The organism is Dyella sp. OK004 (assembly GCF_900114495.1).
GTDB lineage: Bacteria > Pseudomonadota > Gammaproteobacteria > Xanthomonadales > Rhodanobacteraceae > Dyella_D.
The window spans coordinates 22,677-35,602 of record NZ_FOZI01000007.1; the positions used below are offsets into that span (position 1 = coordinate 22,677).

The 12,926-nt window shown below is 61.2% G+C and carries 15 protein-coding genes; 13 read left to right on the forward strand and 2 right to left on the reverse strand.

Annotated features, from left to right (window positions below):
* The first annotated feature begins 104 nt into the window (after positions 1 to 104).
* The 11 genes from BM338_RS20870 (at position 105) to BM338_RS20920 (ending at position 9,466) form a co-directional block, all read left to right on the forward strand.
* Positions 105 to 629 carry a cytochrome b gene (locus BM338_RS20870; RefSeq protein ID WP_255367409.1) on the forward strand — a complete coding sequence of 175 codons (525 nt, stop codon included), beginning with the start codon at positions 105 to 107 and terminating at the stop codon, positions 627 to 629.
* 130 nt (positions 630 to 759) lie between these two features.
* Positions 760 to 2,052: a cytochrome C gene (locus BM338_RS20875; RefSeq protein WP_255367415.1), complete on the forward strand. Its 1,293-nt coding sequence runs from the start codon at positions 760 to 762 to the stop codon at positions 2,050 to 2,052.
* A 76-nt stretch (positions 2,053 to 2,128) separates the two neighbouring features.
* On the forward strand, positions 2,129 to 2,479 hold the full coding sequence (locus BM338_RS20880; RefSeq protein ID WP_255367416.1) for a c-type cytochrome: 351 nt from the start codon (positions 2,129 to 2,131) through the stop codon (positions 2,477 to 2,479).
* Positions 2,480 to 2,590: 111 nt separating this feature from the next.
* Complete coding sequence (locus BM338_RS20885; protein WP_255367410.1) at positions 2,591 to 3,400, forward strand: TorF family putative porin; 810 nt, start codon at positions 2,591 to 2,593, stop codon at positions 3,398 to 3,400.
* 730 nt (positions 3,401 to 4,130) lie between these two features.
* Entirely contained in the window at positions 4,131 to 4,730 is a 600-nt protein-coding gene (locus tag BM338_RS20890) for an RNA polymerase sigma factor (RefSeq protein WP_090454608.1), read from the forward strand.
* A complete protein-coding gene (locus BM338_RS20895; RefSeq protein WP_090454610.1) occupies positions 4,727 to 5,365 on the forward strand; it encodes an anti-sigma factor family protein in 639 nt (212 codons plus the stop codon). Before BM338_RS20890 ends, BM338_RS20895 begins: the two co-directional genes overlap by 4 nt.
* Positions 5,362 to 6,657: a S8 family serine peptidase gene (locus BM338_RS20900; protein ID WP_090454613.1), complete on the forward strand. Its 1,296-nt coding sequence runs from the start codon at positions 5,362 to 5,364 to the stop codon at positions 6,655 to 6,657. The genes BM338_RS20895 and BM338_RS20900 overlap by 4 nt, the downstream gene beginning before the upstream one ends.
* Positions 6,658 to 6,711: 54 nt before the next feature.
* Entirely contained in the window at positions 6,712 to 6,927 is a 216-nt protein-coding gene (locus BM338_RS21710; protein WP_090454615.1) for a hypothetical protein, read from the forward strand.
* A 304-nt stretch (positions 6,928 to 7,231) separates the two neighbouring features.
* Positions 7,232 to 8,233, forward strand: coding sequence for a YVTN family beta-propeller repeat protein (locus tag BM338_RS20910; RefSeq protein ID WP_090454617.1), 1,002 nt, complete (start codon positions 7,232 to 7,234; stop codon positions 8,231 to 8,233).
* A gap of 364 nt (positions 8,234 to 8,597) precedes the next feature.
* Positions 8,598 to 9,050, forward strand: a complete 453-nt coding sequence (locus tag BM338_RS20915) for a fasciclin domain-containing protein (protein ID WP_090454619.1) — start codon at positions 8,598 to 8,600, stop codon at positions 9,048 to 9,050.
* Positions 9,051 to 9,244: 194 nt separating this feature from the next.
* Positions 9,245 to 9,466, forward strand: coding sequence for a hypothetical protein (locus BM338_RS20920; RefSeq protein ID WP_090454621.1), 222 nt, complete (start codon positions 9,245 to 9,247; stop codon positions 9,464 to 9,466).
* A 42-nt stretch (positions 9,467 to 9,508) separates the two neighbouring features.
* On the opposite strand, the gene BM338_RS20925 is transcribed toward BM338_RS20920, so the two are convergent.
* Both BM338_RS20925 and BM338_RS20930 read right to left on the reverse strand, forming a co-directional pair.
* On the reverse strand, positions 9,509 to 10,846 hold the full coding sequence (locus BM338_RS20925; protein ID WP_090454623.1) for a sensor histidine kinase: 1,338 nt from the start codon (positions 10,844 to 10,846) through the stop codon (positions 9,509 to 9,511).
* Positions 10,843 to 11,508 (reverse strand): response regulator, encoded by a 666-nt coding sequence (locus tag BM338_RS20930; RefSeq protein WP_090454626.1) that lies wholly within the window; start codon positions 11,506 to 11,508, stop codon positions 10,843 to 10,845. Before BM338_RS20930 ends, BM338_RS20925 begins: the two co-directional genes overlap by 4 nt.
* A gap of 158 nt (positions 11,509 to 11,666) precedes the next feature.
* On the opposite strand from BM338_RS20930, the gene BM338_RS20935 reads away from it, so the two are divergent.
* Complete coding sequence (locus tag BM338_RS20935) at positions 11,667 to 12,332, forward strand: DedA family protein (RefSeq protein ID WP_177229430.1); 666 nt, start codon at positions 11,667 to 11,669, stop codon at positions 12,330 to 12,332.
* Complete coding sequence (locus tag BM338_RS20940; protein ID WP_090454631.1) at positions 12,329 to 12,922, forward strand: class I SAM-dependent methyltransferase; 594 nt, start codon at positions 12,329 to 12,331, stop codon at positions 12,920 to 12,922. Before BM338_RS20935 ends, BM338_RS20940 begins: the two co-directional genes overlap by 4 nt.
* Positions 12,923 to 12,926: the final 4 nt, after the last annotated feature.

Genomic DNA, 12,926 nt, shown 5'->3' on the forward strand with positions numbered 1-12,926 from the left:
ACGGAACGATGGCGGGGCACAAGAACAATTCGGATATGGACCGACATGACCCATCACAGGGCAGCGCGCTGTCCGCGGTTCGCAATGACGAATCCCTTCCGTTGATGCGGCCACGTTCCTTGATGATCCTGCACTGGCTGACCGCACTCTTCCTGCTGCTTGGCGTGACCTTGATCCTGATTCGCGACCAAGTCGACGGACGCACCATGCGTCTATGGCTGCTCGAAGGTCATCGCCATTTCGGCTTGCTGGTGCTGCTGCTGTTTTTCGTGCGCGCGGTGCTTCGCTGGCGGCTGGGCCGGCTTCCGTCAGAGGGCAACACCGCGTGGCCATTGCGCGCCGCTGCCGCCATGACGCATCTGGCGCTGTACGTGTTGATCCTGGTCCAGCCGCTGCTTGGCTGGGCGCTCAGCAACGCCGAGGGCAAGCCGGTGCATTTCTTCGGCATCACGCTGCCTGCGCTGGTCGGCTCTGACGAGGATCTGGCGGACACGCTGACGACCTGGCACGCATCAGTCGCCTGGCTGTTGCTTGGCCTGATAACGCTGCATGTGGTCGCGACGCTGTGGCACCACTTCATTCTCAAGGACCGGGTGCTGCGGATGATGCTGCCGCATCGCCGGGGTTGACGCGGCCATGGCTCTCTTCCATGCCATCTCATCGGGGCAACGACACTCCATGCCAACCCATCTGATTTCATTCGCGAAGCGCTGGCACTTATCGATACGTCATCCCATGGCTATCCGCGTGTGGCTTGGCATGGCGATGGCTCTGCTATTGACGAGCCATAGTGTGCACGCTACTCCCGCTTACGCCAGGCAAACTGGCTCGCCGTGCGCGGACTGTCATGCCGGCGCCTATGGTCCTGCGCTGACGCCTTACGGCATGCGCTTCAAGCTCAATGGCTATACCGACACCGGCGGCAAGGGTTCGAGCATTCCTGCGGCCATCCAGCTTATCGGCACGCATACGGTGCCGACCCGTGGCAACAACACGACGCAACTCACCGAAGCCGATCTCTATCTGGCGGGACGCATCACCGACCACATCGGCGGTTACGTCAAAGTCGAAACGGACAACACCGGCAACGACCACTTCCACACCAAGCTGAGCAACGTCGATGTTCGCTATGTCGCGAAGGAACTGAAGCTTGGCGGCCGCGACGCCACGCTGGGCGTGAGCATCAACAACAGCCCGGGATTCGAAGACCCGATCGGCGCCCTGCCGAATGCGTCGAACTTCGGCCCGCCGGCCATCTCGGGCACGCTGCTCAACCCATCGAGCCCGAATGCACTGGCGACGCGCGTCATCGGCGCCGTGGCCTACGGTGTGCTCGATTCAAGCTGGCTCGGCGCCGTAGGCACCTACATGGCCATGCCGCGATCCACGCTATCGGACGTCGGTTATCGCCCTTCGGATGACCCCGGCAAGCTGAGCGGTACCGGTTATCTGCGCCTAGCCTATATGAAGGAATTCAAGCATCAATTCTTCTCGGCGGGCGTGGTCGCGCTGACTACCAAGCGCAAGCTTCCCCGCAACGCGCGTGAGGACGACATCACCGATCTCGGCTATGACCTCACTTACCAGTTCATTGGCAACCGGGAACACATTCTGCAACTGAGCTACGTCAATATTCTCGAGCAGCGCGACTATGGCAGCACCTTCTCTGCGCCCTTCGCACCAGGCTTATCGACCAAGCAACATGTCGCCGCGCACGATCAGACACTGGGTCTGACCTATACCTTCAAGCAAAGCTACGGCATCACGCTGGCCTACCTGAAAAGTACCGGTACGCACGACCCTGTGCGGTATCCGCCTTACGGCGATCCGGCCACGACCAGCCAGCTCATCACCCTGTTCTGGGCACCTTTTGGCAAGGAGGACTCCTGGTCGCCTTTTGCCAATCTGAAGCTTGCGGCCACCTGGTTCCGCTTTACCAAGTTCAACGGCGTCCGTAACAACATCTTTGGCGTCGCCCCTGGTTTAGGTGTTCCTGTGACCAACGCACGGGATCTGGACCAATTCTCCATTTCCGCAAGCGTCGCGTTCTAGCAGCGCGCCAGACAGGAGCAAGTAAGTGACCCGATTGATTTTGGCCAGGGCCCTGCGAGGCATGACTATCGCAGGCATGTTCATGCTGTGGATGACAGGCTCACCTTATGCACAGGCCGGCGATGCACAGGCCGGCGCCGATGTGTTCAAGAGCGAGTGCTCCGAGTGCCACAGCGCGAAGCAAGGGCACAACAAGAAAGGACCCAGCCTGTTCGGCATCGTCGGGCGGGCGGCAGGCAGCCTCCCCGACTATCACTACTCCGATGCCCTGCATCAGGCGCCCTGGACATGGACCACCGATAAACTCCATGGCTATCTTTCGCAGCCTGCCAGGAAGGCCAACCCTGGCACAAAGATGAAGTACAGTGGCCTGGACGATCCCAAGCAGCTCGAAGATCTCATCTCGTACCTGGATACGTTCCACTAGTTTTACGGGGCACTCAGACGATGAGCCGATGTTGCGAGACGCATGACTAAGCGGTGGGTACGGCCACACCCTCTTCGATGCCTTCAGGGCCTCACGGCGCTGAGATGGCGCATGCCTGATCCGGTCATGGCAGACACCCGCATCCGGCGGGCGCGCATCCTTCGCCAGGGTCTCGGCTGCGCATCGCTGGCCATCGGTGCATGCCTGCCCATGGCGCTTCATGCCCAATCGGCGAATCTGAGCGGTACCGTCGCGCTGAGTTCGCAGCTGGTGGACCGGGGATTACCTGTCACCTCCGAGACGCCCATCGTGCAGGGCGCCGTATCCTGGGCGTCGCCCCAGGGCTGGTCGCTGCGCGTGTCGGCAAGCGCGGAAGCGCGGAAGCTGGATCGCCTCACTGAAACGTTCGCGCAAGCGGCGCGCTACTGGACACTCGCACCCGACTGGCAGATGGGAGCCAGCCTGAGCTACTACGACTACCCAGGTCCCAAGGAGGCACGCGTCTACGACCGGGTCGAAAGTGGTCTGAGCTGGGTGTACCGGGACGTGCTCACCTTCGGGTTGTCAGCGATTTATGGGGTGGGCTCAGGCGACCACCGGCTGCGCGGCGCCGCTGACGTCGGCTTTCATTGGCCGCTGCCTGGGCACTTCGGCGTTTCAGCCGGAGCCGGTATCGCCCAGTCTCAGGTGACCTATCACAGCCGTTACGAACATGATCACGCAAGTTCATACGAATATGACGGGGTGACGTACTACTCCTACACACGATGGAACAGCTACGGCTATGGCCATGTCGGCCTAATGTGGACATATGAGTCCTGGCACCTGGAACTTGATCGCATACTGACGAGCGGGCTCAAGCGTCCCCGGAACAGTCTCGAGACGGCCCCCTGGGTCGCGACGGTATCGTTCTCTTTCTAAGAACCTGTTCAAAATCTCTGTGCGGGGATATATGAAGTGAGTCCTTGGTACGCGGCCTCCTACTTTGGGTGCTGGGTTATCGCGACCTGGCCGCTTATGCAGCGGGCATTTCGGACGCCTGCCGGCGCCCGAGTCACTTTCTCTTTGCTGACCCAAAGAGAAAGTAACCAAAGAGAAATGGTCCGAAGAGCGCGGCGTGCTTCGTGGCTAAGCTTTTTCCAGTGTCAGGCGTCGAAATGGTTCTCTCACCTTCGCTCTTGCTCCCTCCCCTGCTCGCAGGGGAGGGTTGGGGAGGGGTAAGTACTTGGTTCGCGACTTCCTACTTTGGGTGTTGGTTTATCGCGATGTGCTACTAGCCACGCCGTCGCGAGCACCCACCCCTCACCCCAACCCTCTCCCCAAAGGGGAGAGGGAGCAAAGGGAGAAGCCATCTAGATGTCTGGCACTGGAAGATGCGTAGCTACAAAGCACACCGCCTGCCCTTAGGCCATTTCTCTTTGGTTACTTTCTCTTTGGGCCAGCAAAGAGAAAGTGACCCGAGCCGCGGCAGCGGTTCGAAATGCCCGCTGCATAAGCGGCCAGGTCGCGATAACCCAACATCAAAGCAAGAAGCCACGAGCCAAACGCTTACCCCGCCAGCAGAGGCGCCAAACAGATCAATACAGAATCAGAAGCAACCTTTTCCCGTTGGCAGAGCACTCACGGCATCCAAACCTCTCCAGAAACGACCATGAACGACGTCGACATTGATGCAGACGCGACCGACCGCATGCTGCTTCAACGCATGGCAGCAGGAGATCGTGCCGCCTTGACCATGCTGTATCGGAGCTACCACGGGCGGTTGTGCCGGTTCCTCTCCCGCCTGACGCGTCGCCCCGATGTGATCGACGAGGTCATTAATGACTGCTTCTGGATTGCCTGGCAGAAAGCCGGCAGCTTCCACGGGGACTCGCGCGTATCCACCTGGATCATCGGCATCGCCTACCGTTGCGGACTCAAGGCGCTACGCCAGCACGGCGACGAGCCGCTCGAGGACGACGCGCGGTCGGAAGCGCGATATCCATCCCATTGCCCGGACGAGGAGCGCGAGCTTCGCGACTGGCTGGCGCAGGGACTCAACCGTCTCTCGGCGGACCAGCGACTGGCCGTCGAGCTTGTCTATGGGCTGGGTCATAGCCTGGACGATGTTGCCGTGATCATGCAGTGCCCGGTCGGCACGGTGAAGGCACGCCTGTTCCACGCGCGGGTCAGGCTGCGCAATACGTTGCCGGCGCTTGCCGGCGACACGCCCATACAGAAAGAGCAAACACAGAAAGAGAGCATGCCATGAACTTGCCCATCGACACCGGCAAAGATTGCGCCCGTGCCTGGGAGGCCATGCCCTGGGCGCTGCAGGAAAACAACCCGCAGGGACAGCACGAATGGCTGATGGAGCATCTCGCGCAGTGCGAATCCTGCCGCGCGGAATTCGAGCAGCAGAGCCGGCTGCGGATGGCCATTTCGCTGCCATCGGACGTGCCGGTCGATGTCGAGGCTGGATTGCGGCGCTTGATGTCACGGCTTGATACGACGGATGCCGATGACATGCCTACCCGTGCACGCCCCACTAGCTGGGTGACACGTGCGCTGGTGGCTGCCGTGCTGGTGCAGGCGGTGGGCATTGGCGTGCTGGGTGCCAGGCTGTGGTCCGAACAGGAAGCGCATCAACCGTATCGCACGCTCAGTCAGAACGCCCCGCCAGCAGCACCTGGCGCAATCCATGTCGTGCCGGACGCTACGATGAAGCTGGCCGACTGGAACGCCCTGCTGCATGAACTGCAATTGCAGGTGACGAGAGGTCCCAACGCTGTAGGGGCCTACACCGTCGTGCCGGCCAACGGCGCGTCGTCATCACCGGACACGCTGCGGAAGCTGCGCGCAAGTCGCGGCATCCGCCTGGCGGAACCCGTCGCCCCGCCCCCATGAAGCTGGCCGTCCTCGCCATGCTCGTGGTGACGGCGGCGCTGAGCGCCTGCACGCTGCCACGTCCGACGACGCCACGGCCTACATCCGTCGAATCCAGCACCGACCATGTGCTGGCCATGGACCCCGCACGCGACATCGTGCTGGCCGTCGCCAATCCACTCGAGCCGCCCGCCACGCATGCCGGTTCGAGCGTGCTCGGTTACGCTCCCGCCGGCAACTACGGCGCCGGACAACGCGCGGTTTCCACGCTGACGGCACTGAAAAAAACTTATGGGATCCGGCAGATCACCGGCTGGCCCATCAAGGCGCTGGATCTGTACTGCATCGTGCTGGAGCCGCCGGCGGGCATGACCCGCGAAGCCTTGCTGGCGGCGCTCGCCAAGGATGCGCGCGTGCAGCTTGCGCAACCGTTGCAGGACTACGCCGTCTACGCCGACACACAGGAAGACGGGCATCGCTATAACGATCCCTATGCTGATCTGCAGCACGGCTTCGTCGAAACCGATGCGGCCGTCGCCCACAACGTTAGCCGGGGCGACGGCGTCCATATCGCGATCGTCGACACCGGTGCGAATACCGCTCACCCCGACCTCCAGGGAAGCATCGGGGAAGTGCGCGACTTCGTGGACGCGGATGCCCCCGCATTCAACCATGACAGCCACGGCACGGAAGTGGCCGGCATCATTGCCGCGGTGGGCGACAATCACCAGGGCATCGTTGGCATGGCACCTGGCGCGACACTCAACATCTACAAGGCATGCTGGTATCCGCCCTCTGCGCAGAGCGGCGCGCACTGCAACTCCTTTACGCTCGCCAAGGCGCTGGCTGCCGTGATCGACACCAAGGCGCGCATCGTCAATCTGAGTCTTGGCGGTCCGGCCGATCCCCTGCTCAACCAGTTACTCGGCCATCTGCTGCGTCAGGGCCGCATCGTTATTGCGGCATCGCCGCCAGAGGGTGACTCGGGCGGCTTTCCCAACGATGTACCCGGCGTCATCGTGGTGCGCGCAAGCAACGCGTCAACCGCTCCGCCGGGCGTTCTCAGCGCGCCCGGCAAAGACATACTCACCACGCAACCCAACGGCGGCTACGACTTCACCTCAGGCTCGTCGATGGCCGCCGCGCATGTGAGCGGCATCGCTGCATTGCTGTTGTCGTTGACGCCTGGACTGGATGCGCGCGCCATCCACGAGCTGATGCTGGATAGCAGCAAGGTGTCCAATCACATGCTCCAGGTGAATGCAGCTGCCGCCATTGCCATGCTGCGCGCACGACAGAAGAGCCCGCACTGACACCGTCATGCACTGCATGCCCGTAGTCGTGCCTGATATCGAAGGGAACTCCGCATGAGATCCGCGCCGGCGCTGTCTGGCGGACCGCTTGGCGATAGCGCCGCGCGGGACTACTCGCGCAAATTGCAGCTATTCAATGCCTTCGCCGAGCCCGAGCTGCGCAACGCCATCGCCAGCCTCGAGCTACGGCCAGGCATGCGCGTACTGGATGCCGGCTGCGGAACGGGCGAGGCGCTGCGCTTGACGCCGCTCGACATAGCTATAGCATGATCGCGCGCAAGCATGAGATCGGCGCAAGAAATGCGTTTGCCAGTCGGCTTCTACCATGCGCTACCAGTAGGTGTTTGTCCGCAAAATGATCACCATTACAAGCGAGATAAGTTGAGCGCCGGCATGCGCGCCAAAGGGGATGTTCCTCGTTCCAACCATTGTCTAAGGGCCGCATAGCAGGATGGCGAGTGGTGTCGCCATCTGGATACTGAAAAGTATTGTCTAACGGTTCGAATGCCGTCGCAGCGAAATAGCTTCATGGCGGGCGCACCATGGCGCCCATAATCTTCTACTGAGGTATTCCATGACGACTGAACAACTGACGTTCAAGACGCACCCAACGGCACGCCGCTGGCTCGCACGCACGGCTCGCTGCGCCCTTCCCTTCCTGATGGCGTGGGTGGTACTGCCTGCATCGGCCCACAACAACAATGCTTATGTGGCCAATCAATTTGGCAACACGGTTTCCGTGATCGATATGACCACCAATACCGTGACTGCCACGGTGCCGGTAGGGACCGTTCCTCTGGGTATTGCAGTCAGTCCCGATGGCAGCGTCGTATATGTTGCCAATGCCAATGCCAACACTGTCTCCGTGATCAACGCGGCCACCAATACTGTGACCGCCACGGTGCCGGTAGAGAAGGCCCCTGCGGCGGTAGTGGTCAGTCCTAATGGAGCTGATGTGTATGTGGCCAATGCCAATGCCAGCACCGTCTCCGTGATCGATACGGCCACCAACACCATCATCGCTACCGTGCCGGTTGGGAGCGTGCCTCTATCCATAGCGGTCAGCCCCGATGGCGTTCATGTGTATACGGGCAACGCGGGTGACAATACCGTCTCCGTTATCGACACGGCTACCCATGCCGTGACCGCAACGGTACCGGTGGCGGCCACTCCTTATGGCGTAGTGGTCGGCCCTTTGGGCGCTCGTCTATACGTAGCCAGTTTTGATTCCAACGACGTCTCCGTGATCGATACGTCCACCAACACGGTGACTGCCACGGTGGCGGCTGGGAACGGTCCTGATGCCATAACGATCAGCCCTATCGGCATCCCAGTGTATGCAGCCAATTTCACTGACAGCACCGTTTCCGTGATCAACCCGTTCAACAAAACCGTAATCGCCACGGTGCCGGTGGGAGAATATCCAGGGGCCATAGCGGTCAACCGCCATTCCGGTCGCGTGTATGTAGCCAATGTCGGCTCCAATACCGTTTCTGTGATCAACCCGTTCACCAATAAGGTGATCGCCACAGTAAACGCAGGCAGGGGTCCAACGGCCGTGGCGATCCAGCCATGATGGTGAGTAGCAGCCTGCCTCGACAGCGCTAGCCACTACGAAAACAAAAGCAAACGGCCATCTCTCTCGAGATGGCCGTTTTACGAGTGGGCGTTTCTGTGCAGCAAGCAGGATACGTGGCAACCTCCCCGCACGTAATCCAGCGCCGGATATGGATAACCCGCATACTCAAGTACGTTACCCCTAGCTAACAACTACAAGCGCATGCTGCGACGGCGCCAGGAAAGTATGTCTCCTCCTTGGCAGGCGTCTCAGCCACGCGGTCCTCTCCCTAACGCCATCTGAGTACTTCTCCGATCTGCATCGGAGTTGCGGTTTTGTCCGCCCAAGATCCGCCACGCGGATCACCACTCAAGGCAGCCCCATGTCCAATCATGATTCCAACGTTTCTAGCGCGTCCTCCAAGAATCTCGTCGATACAGCAGCGGCCAACGACTCCTTCCATACGTTAAGCAATGCTCTCGAAGCAGCCGAGCTAACCCACGTGCTCAAAAGTTCAGGCCCCTACACCGTTTTTGCCCCTACCGACGCGGCATTCGAAAAGCTGCCCAAAGGCACGCTGGAAAACTGGCTGAAGCCGGAAAACAAGGCGGAGTTGATCTCGGTACTGAAGTACCACGTATTGCCGGGCAGGACGCCCGCCGTTGAGGTCGAAAAGTTGACCGCAGCGAAAATGATGCAGGGCCAGACAGTGACCATCAGGAAAGATGGCGACAAGCTCAGCATCGGCGGCGCCCGCATTACTGAGCGTGATATCGCGTCGAGCAACGGCGTTATCCATGCGATCGACACCGTCATCGTGCCGACCAAGCAATAACTGGCAAGAGCCTTGTGGTGGGGGTAAACCTCACCACAAGAACTCGCTATCTGTGGTGGCACAAGTCACCCGCATCACATCCATGGAAGAACCACTGCGACGCTCAATAGAACTTCCGCGCCACCTCGGATTTCGGTCTCACCGGGTCCGGTGCCGCAGACCATCGGCGATTTTCTAGCGATAGAGGCAGAGCCATGAGCATGTCCAGACAAGAGTTACGTGGCACGGTAAGCCGCATTGAAGCGGCTATATCCGTCCTTCGACTCCGCTATGCCAATGACGCGAAGTTCTTTCAATCGACCGACAGCATCTTCACCAGTGTCTTCAGCAACGCCCATCATGAAGACGATGACTGGCTAGCTGTGATGGTCGATGAGGTTTGCACGCGACAAGGTATGCCTTACCCCGCCATGTGAGCAACATCGCGCGACCGTTTCATTGTCGGTGCCATCGGCAAGCTATGCGGCGCCGAACAAGACAGTAATACCAAGACCCCGCATACCCACGCCCGCCCCCATCTCGATACGCGCACCATGCGACTGCGCGATACGCGCCGCCAGGGACAAACCGATGCCGCTGCCGCGCTGATCGGTGCCGGCAACGCGGTAGAAACGGTCGAAGATGCGCTCGCGCTCTTCTGGCGGCACGCCGGGACCGTCATCAGCGATGCGCAGCCGTGCGGTACCGTCGGCGTCATGTCCGCAGGCTACTTCGATGCACGCACCCTTGCCGCCGTAGCGAGTGGCGTTGTCCAGCAGATTGCGCATGAGGATACCGAGCTCATCGACGTCGCCGACGATGTGCGTCGGCTCGATCTGCAACACGATGCGCTGATTGTTCTGCTGCACCAGGATGTCAAAATCGCCAATCACGATGGTGATCAGCTCGGCCAGATCCACCGGCACGCGGGGGCGGGCATGCCGCGTCGCGTCGAGCCGCGCCAGATCAAGCAACTGCTCCGACAGCCGCGCGCTACGTTCCACCCCCGCCAGCAATTGCCGCAGACTGGCATCCTTCTGCATCACATTGGTGGTGTGCAGGGCGACCTGTGCATTGGCCGACAGCACCGCCATCGGCGTGCGCAACTCGTGTGCGGCATCCACAATGAAACGCCGCTCGGCCTGCACGGCCCGATCCAGCTGCACCAGCTGATCGTTGAAGGCATCCAGCAAGGGACGGAGTTCTGCTGGCAACGTAGCCGCAGGCAATGGAGTCAGATCGAGCGGAGCGCGACTCTGCATGGTTTTGCTCAATGTCATGACGGGCGCGAGCGACCAGCGGATGCCCCAGCGCACGGCCAATCCCAGTAACCCCATCATCAATACCAGACTGGTCAAGGTGACTCCGGCCAGCCAGAGGTAGATGGTTTCGTAGTCACTTTGCGGTTTACCTACCTGCACCTGGATGTGCCGCGCTTTGTCGCTGAAGGCGTAGATCCGCCACGGCTCACCCTGGACAGGACGACGTACGAAGCCGTCGCGGAAATCCGGCTTCAATGGCACCTCTGGTGCGCCCGGCGAACGAATCAGCAGCCGTCCATCCACCCATACCTGGTAACTCATGTCGTCACGCATCCAGGTTTTGGCGGACAGACCCGTGACCGGCGCAATCGCCAGCAGCTGATAGTCCTTCGGCATGAACTGCACGATCTCCTGCGCATGGGTCAACAGCGAGTTGTCCCATAGACCGGTGCCTTCATGTCTAAAGAACGCACCAAACACCCCCACCCACAAGCCCCAGAAGGCCAGGAAGCACAGCAACAGCATGACGAACAAACGCCGCCGCAACGAGTTCATGTGCAGGCCTCGCCCAGTCGGTAGCCAAGACCGGGCACGGTAATCACCAGCTCTTCGCCGAACTTGCGCCGGAGCTGGTGGATGTAGACCGCGATGGTGTTGCTCTCGATATGGCCGTTACCGCCGTAAACCGCATCCTCCAGCTGGCTGCGCGTCACGGGGCGGCCCTTCCGCTCCATCAGCGCGAACAGCGTGCGGTACTCATGCAGACTCAAGGCAGCTGGCTGGCCGCGGAACGTGACTTCGCGCCGGCTTGGGTCCAGCTGCACCTCGCCGCAGCTCAACAACGGTGCAACCCGGCCCTGGCTTCGCCGCATCACGGCGCGCAATCGCGCGTACAACTCGTCGAGCTGAAACGGTTTGACGACATAGTCATCGGCACCCGCATCGAGTCCACGTACGCGTTCGCTCAACTGGTCGCGGGCGGTGATGATCAGTACTGGAGTGGTGTCGTAGCGTTCGCGAAGCGCTGTCAGCACGCTTAGGCCGGAACTGCCGGGAAGATGCAGATCCAAAAGCACCGCGCTGTAGCTGTGCTCGACCAGCACGGTTTTTGCCGCGCCAGCGTTGGCGACCCAGTCCAGTCCCCAGCCTTGCTGGCGCACGCCGTCGCCGACCGCCTTGGCCAGCATGGCGTCGTCTTCCACCAACAGTATCTGCATCGGCCATGCCCTCCCTTGTCTATGCCGAATGCCCAGCAGCTTGCCGTTGCGCGATTAAGACGGCCTTAAAACCCGTAGCCGACGATGCGCCCATTCACGAGCACCTGCGCATCGAGGTTCCCTACCATGCCTGTTGTTGTTCTGCCTACCGAACGTTCATGGCGGCTGCCGCCATGATGACGCTTGCCGCGGATCCCGTGGGCCAACTGATGGCATGGATCGCCATGCACGGCTTGCTGGGGCTGGCCGCATTGGCGATCGCCGAACGGCTAATTCCAGTGCTGCCCTCCTACGCGGTGCTGGTCGCCGTCGGGATCGGCGCCGCGCACGGCGAATGGTCGCTGCCGGAGGCGCTGGCCGCGACCTGCGTGGGCGGCATGACTGGATGCCTGCTGTTCTACTCGGTCGGCATGATGCTGGGCCAACATCGCGCCGCCGCACTCATCGACGGCTCCGCCCGACTGATGCGATTGCCGCCCGCCTCCGTGCAAAACATCGCACATGGTTTGCGCGCGAATCAGCATCGCTACGCCTTCATCGCTCAATTGATTCCGGTGGTGCGCCTGATCGCTCCGGGCATGGCCAGCCTGCTGCGCCTGCGTCCCCTGGGTTTCATCGCCTGCACGCTGCCGGGTCTGTTGCTGTGGAATCTGTTGTTCATCGGCATCGGCCACCTCGCTGGGCGATGGGCGGATTCGGTCAACGCTTCCGCGCTCGCGTTGCAGACATTCGTCGTATTGCTGGCATGCGAAATCTTCATCGTCGCCACATGGCGATGGTTGGCCACCAGGCATCCCGATCCCCAACGGAATTCCGCCCCATGACCTTCACCGATACGTTGCTGTTCTTGCGCGCCTGGTTGCGCGATCCGTCCATGATCGGCGCCGTAGCGCCATCGGGAGCCGCACTGGCACGGCTGATCACCCGAGACGTTGATCCTCGCAACGGTCCCGTCATCGAACTGGGACCCGGCACCGGCGTGTTTACCCAGACCCTGCTTGACCGAGGCGTACCTGCGCATCGGCTTGCCCTTATCGAAGCCGACCCGACGTTTGCCAACACACTGACGCAGCGCTTTCCGGCGACGCGCGTGCTGAACATGGATGCGGCCCATCTCGGTCTGTCCGAGCCGCTGTTCGGCAGTGAGCGCGCTGGCGCGGTGGTCAGTGGACTGCCACTGCTATCGATGCCACGGGACAAAGCTCTCGCCATCGTCGAAGGTTTGTTCTCGCGCCAACTGCGCAAGGACGGCACGTTCCATCAATTCACCTACGGACCGCGCTGTCCGTTGCCACCGGATGAGCTGAGCGAACTGGGCCTGGAGGCAACGCACATGGGCAGCGCCCTTCTGAACTTGCCACCGGCGTCGGTCTATCGCTTCCGCCGCCGCACATCGATCAGCATGGCTATCTAGGGAA

What these genes read in the sequence shown, in the direction of transcription:
- BM338_RS20870 (WP_255367409.1), top strand. Translation starts at nt 105, where the DNA reads ATGCGGCCACGTTCCTTGATGATCCTGCACTGGCTGACCGCACTCTTC.
- BM338_RS20875 (WP_255367415.1), top strand. Translation starts at nt 760, where the DNA reads ATGGCGATGGCTCTGCTATTGACGAGCCATAGTGTGCACGCTACTCCC.
- BM338_RS20880 (WP_255367416.1), top strand. Translation starts at nt 2,129, where the DNA reads ATGTTCATGCTGTGGATGACAGGCTCACCTTATGCACAGGCCGGCGAT.
- BM338_RS20885 (WP_255367410.1), top strand. Translation starts at nt 2,591, where the DNA reads ATGCCTGATCCGGTCATGGCAGACACCCGCATCCGGCGGGCGCGCATC.
- BM338_RS20890 (WP_090454608.1), top strand. Translation starts at nt 4,131, where the DNA reads ATGAACGACGTCGACATTGATGCAGACGCGACCGACCGCATGCTGCTT.
- BM338_RS20895 (WP_090454610.1), top strand. Translation starts at nt 4,727, where the DNA reads ATGAACTTGCCCATCGACACCGGCAAAGATTGCGCCCGTGCCTGGGAG.
- BM338_RS20900 (WP_090454613.1), top strand. Translation starts at nt 5,362, where the DNA reads ATGAAGCTGGCCGTCCTCGCCATGCTCGTGGTGACGGCGGCGCTGAGC.
- BM338_RS21710 (WP_090454615.1), top strand. Translation starts at nt 6,712, where the DNA reads ATGAGATCCGCGCCGGCGCTGTCTGGCGGACCGCTTGGCGATAGCGCC.
- BM338_RS20910 (WP_090454617.1), top strand. Translation starts at nt 7,232, where the DNA reads ATGACGACTGAACAACTGACGTTCAAGACGCACCCAACGGCACGCCGC.
- BM338_RS20915 (WP_090454619.1), top strand. Translation starts at nt 8,598, where the DNA reads ATGTCCAATCATGATTCCAACGTTTCTAGCGCGTCCTCCAAGAATCTC.
- BM338_RS20920 (WP_090454621.1), top strand. Translation starts at nt 9,245, where the DNA reads ATGAGCATGTCCAGACAAGAGTTACGTGGCACGGTAAGCCGCATTGAA.
- BM338_RS20925 (WP_090454623.1), bottom strand. Translation starts at nt 10,846, where the DNA reads ATGAACTCGTTGCGGCGGCGTTTGTTCGTCATGCTGTTGCTGTGCTTC.
- BM338_RS20930 (WP_090454626.1), bottom strand. Translation starts at nt 11,508, where the DNA reads ATGCAGATACTGTTGGTGGAAGACGACGCCATGCTGGCCAAGGCGGTC.
- BM338_RS20935 (WP_177229430.1), top strand. Translation starts at nt 11,667, where the DNA reads ATGGCGGCTGCCGCCATGATGACGCTTGCCGCGGATCCCGTGGGCCAA.
- BM338_RS20940 (WP_090454631.1), top strand. Translation starts at nt 12,329, where the DNA reads ATGACCTTCACCGATACGTTGCTGTTCTTGCGCGCCTGGTTGCGCGAT.